The organism is Pseudoalteromonas sp. S4741, from assembly GCF_005886135.1.
GTDB classification, from domain to species: domain Bacteria; phylum Pseudomonadota; class Gammaproteobacteria; order Enterobacterales; family Alteromonadaceae; genus Pseudoalteromonas; species Pseudoalteromonas tetraodonis.
The window spans coordinates 1-9,738 of sequence record NZ_PNCN01000161.1 but is presented as its reverse complement, the minus strand read 5'-3'; the positions used below and the strand labels follow the sequence as shown (position 1 = coordinate 9,738).

The following is a 9,738-nucleotide window of genomic DNA, read 5'->3' as shown; positions in this document are numbered from 1 at the left end:
CGTAGCCCGTAGCCCGTAGCCAGTAGCCCGTAGCCCGTTTTTACCCTAGCCCTTGCCGTACATACTTTAAATACGCCTCTAAACTGTGTTGCCACAGTGTGCTGGCTTCATTTAATGAGTTATTTAATGGTTTTTTATCTAGTAAGCGTCGCTCAATTTTTTTAAGAGCTAATCCATAGCTATTAAAGCCAAGTTGCATGGCGGTGCTGGCTTGGCGATGTAATAACTTAATGCATTGCTCGGGGTCTTGCTCTAATAAAGCTTGGCAACGGCTCAGCTTATTACGAGCAGAAAGAATAAATTCATTATAAATAGAAGACACTTCATCAATACTAAAAGAGCTTGTAAGGGTCTCTGTTGCTGTTTCATCGTATAACGTATCAACCAGATCGACGGCAATGTTAGCTGTTTGTGTTGACTGTGAATCACTCAATGCTTGGCGTAGTTTTTCTTGCTTTAATGGCTTGCCAACAATGTCTTTAATACCCAATGCTAAGTATTCTTTTATTTCATCAGGGCTTAAACTGGCAGTAAAGGCCAGCACCGGCGTTCGCTGATTTTTATGCTCCACCCGTTTGAGTGTTTTTAGTACCTGTTGCCCTGTTAAATCGGGTAGGTTCATATCAAGTAGCACCACATCAAAGTGATATTTTTTCATCAACTCAATCGCACTTTTGCCATCTTTAGCGAGCTTAATTTTATGCTCGTCGTCTGCCATAAATTCAACGGCAATTTTTTGGTTCAGATCTAAATCTTCAACAAGTAATACATCGAGTCCGGTTAAATAGTCTTTACTTTGATGGCGTTGCTCGACGAGACTAAGCTCACCAATGGCTAACGTCATGTTAAAGCTAAAGACACTACCTACTCCCAGCTCACTGGTAATTTCTAGCTGGCTATTAATTTTATCGAGAAGGCGACTAGTTATAGCAAGTCCGAGGCCTGTTCCGCCTTTTTCTTTACCGGCACTGCTTTGAATGTAGGGCTCAGTTAAATAATCAATTTCATCTTTTTCAATACCGGGGCCTGAATCGAGTACACTTACTTTAAGAGTGTGATCTAGCTGGGTTTCATTAACTAAATCTATTTGTACTTTTACCATACCGTTATCGGTAAATTTAATCGCATTACCTACAAGGTTAATAATAATTTGTCTGAGTTTTTGTTGGTCGCAGTAGTAACAGGCTTTATCGGGAATATTACAGGCAAGCTCAAATTTAAGTTGTTTTTGTTCGGCCAGAGGGCTTAACAGCAAGCATAAGTTTTGCAGCCATGTTTTAAACTCTATGTCTTCTTCGTACAGGGCTTCGTCGTGCTGATCTAAGCTTGCGTATTCCAGTACTTTATCTACCAGTAAGTTGAGTGACTCTGCTGAATTGATAATTGCCTCACAATAGGCTTTATTGCGGCTGTCGCTGGTTTGATTTAATATCAGTTGTGCACTGCCTAAAATGCCGTTTAGTGGTGTGCGTATTTCATGGCTGATGGTGGATAAAAACAGTCCGCGAATTTCTAAATCTTTATGAGCTTTTTCAGTGAGCTTATTAAGTCGTAATTCCCTGCGTTCATTACATAACAACGCCATACCTGCAGCATAAAACATGGGGGCAATAACACTGTTTAAAAATAACAGTGAGTTAAACCATGAATTTAAAATGGCATCCTGTTGTGCAATGTCATCCATAAATAGGCTTCGGGTAATAAAACTTGCTGCAACTAAAGTTAAAATAATTATGTAAACAATGCTGGCGTTAGGGTAGGGTTTTCGCGCATATTTTATAAATATAAATAATAAAAAAGTGGCCTCTACAATATGCTGCAAATCAGAAATATATACCCGCGAGCGCATTGAAGGCTGTAAAAATGTGAAATAAACAAGCATCAAAGCGCTGAGCGCTGTAAATAGGCAAACAAACTTAAGGCCACGACCATGATAATTTAAAAATTGACTCAGTGACAAACAATGCACAATAGAAGCTAAAAACATCATGTTATTAGCAAGGGTAATGGCAATCTGATCAGGAATTTTGCCTATTAGTGCAAAACTAACAATGGCAGTTAATAGCAGTAAAGGATAGAAAATATAAAGTAACGTGCCGGGAACATGCTTATTGGTACGCCAGGTTAAAAAGTTCAGTAGCGTCATCACTGTTATAACGGCGATACTGGCAAAATAAAGCGTAAATGAGTCGAGCATTAAGACCCCAACAGCGTTTTTTTAAAGAAGATATAAAAACAGGCACTTAAAGTGCCTGTATGGTATTTATTCAAACAAACGTTAACGAATTTCGTCAGGAATGTTTTGTTGTGCCCAAGAAAGTAATTCAATACGGTTACGGCATTTAGTTTTTCTAAATGCACTGTATAAATGAGTTTTAACCGTATGCGGGCTAATACTTAACTCTTCAGCAATTTCTTTATTTTTAGAACCATTACTCATTAACGATATAATTGCTTTTTCACGCTTCGTTAGCTTTATTGGTTCAATATCACCATCAGTTAGCTTATGCAGCGCATCTTTATTAAATTGCAGCATGCGGTTAAGCGCATTACACATAATGTCACGACGATACCAAAGCTGATCTTCGAGTAATAAACGAATCCCTTTCATGAGTACATCGGCATTATCTGTGGTGTAAAATACACCACGAATACCGCTAAGCAATGCGCGATTAGCAAGCTCTGGGTTTTCATCTAAATTGAACAACACAATATCGCACTTGATGCGTAAATTAACGAGTTGCTCTTTTAGCTTTGTCCATGCGTCTTTACTTGATGTTTCAATGAACAATAAGCGAGTACCTACCGGAACATCTAAAATATTTGTACCCGTAGTAACGTCAAGGCCTTGTGTTTTTAACAATGGCTCTAAAACGTTAATACCAATAGTGTTAATTGGTTCTTCATCTAACAACAAAAAGGCTGAACTGCTCATGTTTTTTTTACTCTTTTATAAAGCTGGCTAATTAATTTTACCACAATCCCTACACACCTTTTGTATTAGGGAATCGTTATTTCACTGGAGAAAAGGTGTGATTTCCGATTATTTAAACATAAAATGTTGCAAATAAGTAATTGTTTTTTTTCGTGTAGTAAGAAAAACGCCGTATTTTTGATTTTTTTAAACTAATCTAAGATTTAACTAAGCACTATAGCGCCGTTTTTTTAGTTTCTTGGTATGGAGGCCAGCCCATTTCTTTACCTGCGAGCATATGTAAATGTATGTGATACACAGTTTGGCCACCATGTTCATTACAGTTCATCACAACGCGGTAGCCGTCATCGCTAAAGTTGTGTTGCTTGGCCAGTTTTGCGGCGACCGTGTATAAATTACCAACTAAATGTGAGTTTTCATTATTTATATCATTTATAGTGGCAATTGGTTGCTTGGGAATAATTAATATATGAAATGGCGCTTGAGGATTAATATCTTTAAACGCTAGCGTGTCATCGTCTTCGTAAATAATATCGGCTGGAATTTCGCGATTAATAATTTTAGTAAAAATAGTCTCTTGGCTCATAATGATGACTCTAATTTATTTGATTAATATATGTGTCACTAATGACAAATTTTGCTAGCAGTGTCAAACTGAAATCAACTAAAGGAGTAATTATGCGTAAATCAATATTATTAGGCAGTGTAGCGGCGCTCTTAGTGAGTGCATCGAGTTTGGCAGAAAATATTCACTTTCCTGAGGAATTTGTTCCTTTGCAAGTGGGTGACCGAATAATTGAAAGTTCGCTTTTTAGTCGTGTTGATGATGTTGAATTAGCACCGGGTACTTATCAGCTAAAACTTAAATACACAGATTTATATGACTTAGGTTATGACGATCATGAAGTGATTGAATCAGAACCTTTTTGGGTGAATGTAACCATTGAAGCGGGTAAAGATTACACCTTAGTATTTAATCGTGCTGAAAATGCGGTAGCGGCAAAAGTATTTGCTGAAGCACCGCAAGTGAGTTTAAAAGCAAAAGGCAGCACCTTAGCTAAGCCATTAAATATTATTGCCGAACGACAAGTTCAAAGCGCACAGTTTAACCAGCAAACAACAGCAACCCCAGCGGGCCCGCAAAAACCGAGTCGTCCCATTAAACCGATTACGCCAATTAATGGAAAAGGCATGCCAAGTGCGGCAAATATGCTCGACTTTTGGTGGCAACAAGCAACGCTCGCTGAAAGGCAGGCTTTTTTAGATAAAGTAACAAAATAATTAAGCATTAAAAAAGGGCCAAATTGGCCCTTTTTAGTTTATTGGTAACGCTATTATTTATTCAAATAACGCGTCAATGGTACCTTGTGCAAGTGGGTGATAACCTGGACGTGCTTTTAAGTACACGCTTTGTGCCCAGTCTTTTTTACCATGTGTAATAAGTGCCTTGTAAAGTGGCACTATTAGCTTACGACGACCAATACCCGATAAGTGTTTATCAAGCGCAGGGTAAATCGGTTGGTAACCATTACCTACTGCTAGCATATACCATGCAAATGCGCGTTCTGCGTTAGTTGATTGGGTTAAGTTAAACTCGCCGTCTAATTCAGTCATTTTTTCAATGCTTAAATCGCGCGGTAGGTTATTTAAAAAGTGCAGCCACTCATGCACTGTCCAATTTGCAGTAGGTAATTGTGCGGCAGTTGTATCCCCCTTTAACCATGCTTGTGTTGCAGCATCTACTTTATCGAACGCATCAGAGGTAGGGTTAGGTGCATCACTTGGTAAACCAGGCTCAAAAATCCACTCGTTCACTTTATCCATGCTCACTACACCAGGGTACTTTTCAATTAAGTTAGCTTTGATGTAAGTCACAAATTGCGCAGTGGTTAGTGACTTAAACGCAAATTCATTAAAGTAAGTTTTAACAAAGTCATCAAACTTATCACGGCCATATTTTTCTTCTAGGTAGATTAAAAATAGCTGACCCTTTGTGTAAGGCACTGAGCTAAACGCATCATCTGGATCGCGGCCATTAAGTTTTAAATTAAGGCGAGTGTCTGGTGCATCAATGGTTTTAAGTTGCGCACGCAGGCCAGCTGCATCAAGCGCTTGCTCCATTACTGCACGGTCGCGACCAAATACTTCTTCCATAATGCGGTTTTCAACATAAGAGGTAAATCCTTCGTTTAACCATAAGTCTTCCCATGTGGCATTGGTTACTAAGTTACCAGACCAAGAGTGAGCAAGCTCATGTGCAATCAGGTTAACGAGGCTTTTATCGCCAGCAACAACGGTTGGGGTAATAAATGATAGACGCGGGTTTTCCATGCCACCAAATGGGAAGCTAGGCGGTAGCATAAGTAAGTCATAGCGACCCCAAGCATACTCACCATACATCGCATTGGTTTTGTCGATCATCGCTTGGGTGTCATTAAATTCAGCAACTGAGGCATCCAAAATAGTCGGTTCAGCAAAAATACCGGTTTGTTTAGACATCGCTTTAAATTCTAAGTTACCAGCACCAATCGCAATTAAGTAAGGCGAAATTGCTTGTGGCATATTGAAGTGGTAATCACCGTCTTTATAAAGGGCATCTTTATTATCGGCACTCATTACCGCACGCACATCTTCAGGGGTATGAATACGTGCAGAATAAGTCACACGCATTGCCGGTGTATCTTGCACAGGGATCCAACTACGTGCATGTATCGCTTGCGATTGACTATACATAAACGGGTGCGTTTTACTGGCTGTTTGCTCTGGCGTTAACCACTGTAAGCCCGACGCTTCTGGGCGACTGTTGTAGTAAATACGGACTTTTTCAGCTTGGCTTTTAAATGTAATGGTTAGTTTTGAGCCTTTAACATCGTCGCGATTAGCAAGGTTAAAACTGGCTTTATGCCAATTGCCATTGGCTGTTTGATACATCACTTTATCAATATCAAGATCGCGGGTATCAAGTACTAGCTTTGTGCTTTTCGCGTTTTGCCATTGTAGCGTATGCTCAACAAAACCTTCTAATTGCTTGTCGGCAAAGTCGATGTCTAAATCAAGGTTTAAATGCGTGGTGATAACATCATCAAGGTTGGCGTAGGAATTTTGATCAATAGCGCTAGCCATTGCTTGCGAGCACATACCGGCCATAACGAGGCTTAAAAAAAGAGGTTTGATTTTCATAATTACCTTGAGTACAAATAAAAAAGTACCCGTTTTATAACATGATTGCCACAGTGGGTTGAACAATTTTTACAAGCTGATGCGCAATTTGCGACGATGAGTTAAACTAGAGCGATTAATTACTGGTACCTTTAGGACCCTTGTGGCGCACTCATTACAACCCCTACATACATTTGCATTAAGTAGCCAATGCCAAAATTTTATTGAGATCACCGACTCAGCGCAGCTTCAAACTCAGAGCTTTAACGCGCCTTTTTGTCTGTTAGGGGAGGGCAGTAATACCATTTTTTTAAATGATTATGCTGGCACGGTTATTAAAATGGCGACCCAAGGAATTAATATTACTGAGCGGGAAAATGATTTTTTAGTCAGTGCGGCTGCCGGTGAAAATTGGCATCAATTAGTGACTTATTTGCTTGAGCAAGGCATAGCAGGGTTTGAAAATTTAGCACTCATACCAGGCACTGTCGGTGCTGCGCCAGTGCAAAATATTGGTGCCTACGGTGTAGAGATTGCGCAATTTGTAGAAGCTATTGACTATTTTGATATTAATAGCAACTGCTTCAAATCTTTAACTAATCAGCAATGCCACTTTGCTTATCGTGAATCGGTTTTTAAACACGCGTTAAAAAATAAAGCGGTGATCACCCAAGTGCGCTTTAAACTGCCAAAAATATGGCAACCAGTACTCAGTTATGGACCGCTACAACAACTAAAAAACCCGACGCCACAGCAAGTATGTGAGCAGGTGATACAAACACGCAATAGCAAACTCCCAGACCCTTATAAACTAGCTAATGCTGGGAGTTTTTTTAAAAACCCAATTATTACCAATGCTGCGTTAGTGCCGTTACTTGCGCAGTTTCCTGAGTTACCTCATTACCCACACGGAGCCGGTCATCATAAAGTCGCAGCGGGGTGGTTAATAGAACAAGCGGGATTAAAGGGATATAAGATTGCCGGTATTGAAGTGCATCAGCAGCAAGCTTTGGTGCTCGTTAACCATGGCCACAGTACAGGGGATGATTTGATCAGCATGATCACCCATATTCAAAACACTGTTTTAGCGCGCTATAACATAAGCTTAGAACACGAAGTGCGGTTAATTGATCAACACAATGAATGCCATATCTCTTTGGAGCAATTAACATGAAAGCACCTGATGGAAACAAGCTGGCTATTTTAAATGAGCTTAATAAAGGCGGGTTTGTCTCTGGGCAAGCTTTAGGAGAGGAATTAGGAATTAGTCGTGCCGCTGTTAGTAAACACATTCAAAGCCTACAAGCTATGGGCTTAGATGTATTTAAAGTTACAGGTAAAGGCTATTGCTTAAATAACCAAGTAGGGTTACTTAATCAGGAAAAAATACAACAGCTTTATGCTGAGTTAGGGCAAAATACCGCTAATATTGAAGTGCAGCCGCTCATTGATTCAACCAACAGCGAACTAATGCGCCGCATTCAGGCTAAAACACCACTTCAGTCGGGCACGGTAATCGTTGCCGAAATGCAGCAAGCAGGGCGCGGGCGTCGAGGGCGTGTATGGCAATCGCCATTTGGTGCCAACTTATACTACAGCTATTTTTGGCGATTAGATGATGGTTTACAAGCCGCTATGGGTGTATCGATTGCTGTTGGTTTAGCGGTGTATGATGCGATAAAAGCACTTTATGGTATTGATGTAGAGTTAAAGTGGCCAAACGACATTTACATAAACAAACAAAAGCTCGCTGGCGTATTAGTTGAATTAGACGGGCAACCACAAGGGCCGTGTCAGTTGGTGATAGGAATTGGTATTAATTTAAATATGCCACAAAGTGCCAGTCAGCACATTGACCAAGCATGGACAGATTTGAGTCAGCACACTCAGCAGCTAGATAAAAATCAACTAGTAGCTTCATTAACTTATTGGTTAGAGCAGCGCTTAGCGCAATATCGCGAGAACGGCTTACAAACTATGTATCAACAATGGAATGCATTAAATGCGTTTGCAGGCGAGCAGGTAGAGCTTAATACTGGGCATCGTAGTTGGCGTGGCATTTGTGAAGGTATAGATGCGCACGGTGGTGTACGTATTCGCCAAGACGGCGAAGTAAAAAGTTATTATGGCGGCGAGATTTCATTAAGAAAGGCGCAAGCATGAGATTGTTAATTGATGTAGGTAATACTTCACTCAAAGCCGTATTGTGGAAAAACGGGCAAATACAGCCATGTGATATTAATAATATTTTATGGCAGCAAATTACGGTTGTTATTTACGCTTGTGTTGGTCGTAGCGAGTTACTTAAACAATTATTAGCGCAAGCCAAAACGCATAATATTGATTGTTTTGAGGCTACGGTTAGTAGTGAGCTTGGTGGGTTGCGCTGCGCGTATCAGCAAGTAGGTAATTTGGGTATAGATAGATGGTTGGCGCTTATTAGCGGTTATACGCTTTACCCTAATATGGCTGCTATTGTTGTTGATGCTGGCACGGCTACCACTATAGACGTTCTCAATAATGATGGGCAGCATCTAGGAGGCTGGATATTACCTGGGCTTGATTTGATGACCTCATCACTCACTCAAAATACTCAGCGGGTATTTGATGATGCAAACACGCCATTTGCTAATGAGCTTGGAAAAAACACCCCTAATGGGTTAAAAAACGGAGCCTTAGTGGCAACTATGGGTGCCATTGAGCAAGCAAGATTGCATTTAAAGACAAAAAATAGCCTTTTAATTTTTGCGGGTGGTTATGGTCAGCTGTTACAAGGGCATTTTTCACAGAGTATTTTCGACCCAATGCTAGTAATGAAAGGCTTAAATTACTGGTATGAGTTAGCTAAAAAGAGTTAAAAACAACAAAAAAATAGCTTTTTGCGCGAATAGTGAGCATTTAAAGCATTAAATCACATTTTTTTTAATTTTTTGGTTGCATCCCAATAAACCTTACTCTAGAATCTCGCCCCGTACTAAAGCAGTGCCGACTTAGCTCAGCTGGTAGAGCAACTGACTTGTAATCAGTAGGTCAACCGTTCGACTCGGTTAGTCGGCACCACTTTCCTTTTACCGGAAGTGCTTAGTAAAGAATTATCGTGGAGGGGTTCCCGAGCGGCCAAAGGGATCAGACTGTAAATCTGACGGCTCAGCCTTCGCTGGTTCGAATCCAGCTCCCTCCACCACTTTATTCTAGACGGTTAGAGGTAGTTTAAGAACAGGTTCCTTAAAGCGGGCATCGTATAATGGCTATTACCTCAGCCTTCCAAGCTGATGATGCGGGTTCGATTCCCGCTGCCCGCTCCAATTTGATGATGCTGATATAGCTCAGTTGGTAGAGCGCACCCTTGGTAAGGGTGAGGTCGGCAGTTCAAATCTGCCTATCAGCACCAGTTAATCGAATCGCCTTAAACACTTCCTTTATCTGTCAGAAAAAACTATTTGAAATTTGAAAAAATTAACTTAATCTACCTATGGTGGATTATTTTCATATGTAATCTAGATACACAAAACTGATAGGTTCCGTCATGGCAAAAGAAAAGTTTGAACGCGTAAAACCGCACGTAAACGTTGGTACAATTGGCCACGTTGACCACGGTAAAACTACACTAACTGCAGCAATCACTAACGTACTTGCAAAAGTAT

At 40.4% G+C, this 9,738-nt stretch carries 9 protein-coding genes and 4 tRNA genes; 9 read left to right on the top strand and 4 right to left on the bottom strand.

From position 1 onward, the window contains the following. Positions 1-40: 40 nt before the first annotated feature. From CWC30_RS16795 to CWC30_RS16785, 3 genes are all read right to left on the bottom strand, one after another. Positions 41-2,197, bottom strand: coding sequence for a response regulator (locus tag CWC30_RS16795; protein WP_138627679.1), 2,157 nt, complete (start codon positions 2,195-2,197; stop codon positions 41-43). 81 nt (positions 2,198-2,278) lie between these two features. Continuing rightward, on the bottom strand, positions 2,279-2,935 hold the full coding sequence (locus CWC30_RS16790) for a helix-turn-helix transcriptional regulator (RefSeq protein WP_008108518.1): 657 nt from the start codon (positions 2,933-2,935) through the stop codon (positions 2,279-2,281). A 214-nt stretch (positions 2,936-3,149) separates the two neighbouring features. Beyond that, the gene (locus CWC30_RS16785; protein ID WP_036980592.1) at positions 3,150-3,521 is read right to left on the bottom strand and encodes a histidine triad nucleotide-binding protein; all 372 of its coding nucleotides are present in this window, start codon (positions 3,519-3,521) and stop codon (positions 3,150-3,152) included. A gap of 92 nt (positions 3,522-3,613) precedes the next feature. Here CWC30_RS16785 and CWC30_RS16780 point away from each other — a divergent pair, with 92 nt between their 5' ends. After that, the gene (locus CWC30_RS16780; protein ID WP_138627678.1) at positions 3,614-4,216 is read left to right on the top strand and encodes a DUF2057 domain-containing protein; all 603 of its coding nucleotides are present in this window, start codon (positions 3,614-3,616) and stop codon (positions 4,214-4,216) included. Positions 4,217-4,273: 57 nt separating this feature from the next. Here CWC30_RS16780 and CWC30_RS16775 read toward each other — a convergent pair whose 3' ends face one another. Then, positions 4,274-6,115 (bottom strand): M1 family metallopeptidase, encoded by a 1,842-nt coding sequence (locus CWC30_RS16775; protein WP_036980588.1) that lies wholly within the window; start codon positions 6,113-6,115, stop codon positions 4,274-4,276. Between the two features lie 142 nt (positions 6,116-6,257). On the opposite strand from CWC30_RS16775, the gene murB reads away from it, so the two are divergent. The 8 genes from murB to CWC30_RS16735 form a co-directional block, all read left to right on the top strand. After that, complete coding sequence (gene murB / locus CWC30_RS16770) at positions 6,258-7,268, top strand: UDP-N-acetylmuramate dehydrogenase (RefSeq protein WP_138627677.1); 1,011 nt, start codon at positions 6,258-6,260, stop codon at positions 7,266-7,268. Continuing rightward, on the top strand, positions 7,265-8,257 hold the full coding sequence (gene birA / locus CWC30_RS16765) for a bifunctional biotin--[acetyl-CoA-carboxylase] ligase/biotin operon repressor BirA (protein WP_138627676.1): 993 nt from the start codon (positions 7,265-7,267) through the stop codon (positions 8,255-8,257). The genes murB and birA overlap by 4 nt, the downstream gene beginning before the upstream one ends. Beyond that, positions 8,254-8,952, top strand: coding sequence for a type III pantothenate kinase (locus CWC30_RS16760; RefSeq protein WP_138627675.1), 699 nt, complete (start codon positions 8,254-8,256; stop codon positions 8,950-8,952). The genes birA and CWC30_RS16760 overlap by 4 nt, the downstream gene beginning before the upstream one ends. A gap of 126 nt (positions 8,953-9,078) precedes the next feature. Further along, a tRNA-Thr gene (locus CWC30_RS16755) sits at positions 9,079-9,154 on the top strand. A 39-nt stretch (positions 9,155-9,193) separates the two neighbouring features. After that, positions 9,194-9,278, top strand: a tRNA-Tyr gene (locus tag CWC30_RS16750). A 46-nt stretch (positions 9,279-9,324) separates the two neighbouring features. Next, positions 9,325-9,399: transfer RNA gene (locus CWC30_RS16745), tRNA-Gly, on the top strand. A 10-nt stretch (positions 9,400-9,409) separates the two neighbouring features. After that, positions 9,410-9,485, top strand: a tRNA-Thr gene (locus CWC30_RS16740). 135 nt (positions 9,486-9,620) lie between these two features. Beyond that, a partial coding sequence (locus CWC30_RS16735; RefSeq protein WP_138627674.1) for a GTP-binding protein occupies positions 9,621-9,738 on the top strand: 118 nt, incomplete at its 3' end.

What these genes read in the sequence shown, in the direction of transcription:
- CWC30_RS16795 (WP_138627679.1), bottom strand. Translation starts at nt 2,197, where the DNA reads ATGCTCGACTCATTTACGCTTTATTTTGCCAGTATCGCCGTTATAACA.
- CWC30_RS16790 (WP_008108518.1), bottom strand. Translation starts at nt 2,935, where the DNA reads ATGAGCAGTTCAGCCTTTTTGTTGTTAGATGAAGAACCAATTAACACT.
- CWC30_RS16785 (WP_036980592.1), bottom strand. Translation starts at nt 3,521, where the DNA reads ATGAGCCAAGAGACTATTTTTACTAAAATTATTAATCGCGAAATTCCA.
- CWC30_RS16780 (WP_138627678.1), top strand. Translation starts at nt 3,614, where the DNA reads ATGCGTAAATCAATATTATTAGGCAGTGTAGCGGCGCTCTTAGTGAGT.
- CWC30_RS16775 (WP_036980588.1), bottom strand. Translation starts at nt 6,115, where the DNA reads ATGAAAATCAAACCTCTTTTTTTAAGCCTCGTTATGGCCGGTATGTGC.
- birA (WP_138627676.1), top strand. Translation starts at nt 7,265, where the DNA reads ATGAAAGCACCTGATGGAAACAAGCTGGCTATTTTAAATGAGCTTAAT.
- CWC30_RS16760 (WP_138627675.1), top strand. Translation starts at nt 8,254, where the DNA reads ATGAGATTGTTAATTGATGTAGGTAATACTTCACTCAAAGCCGTATTG.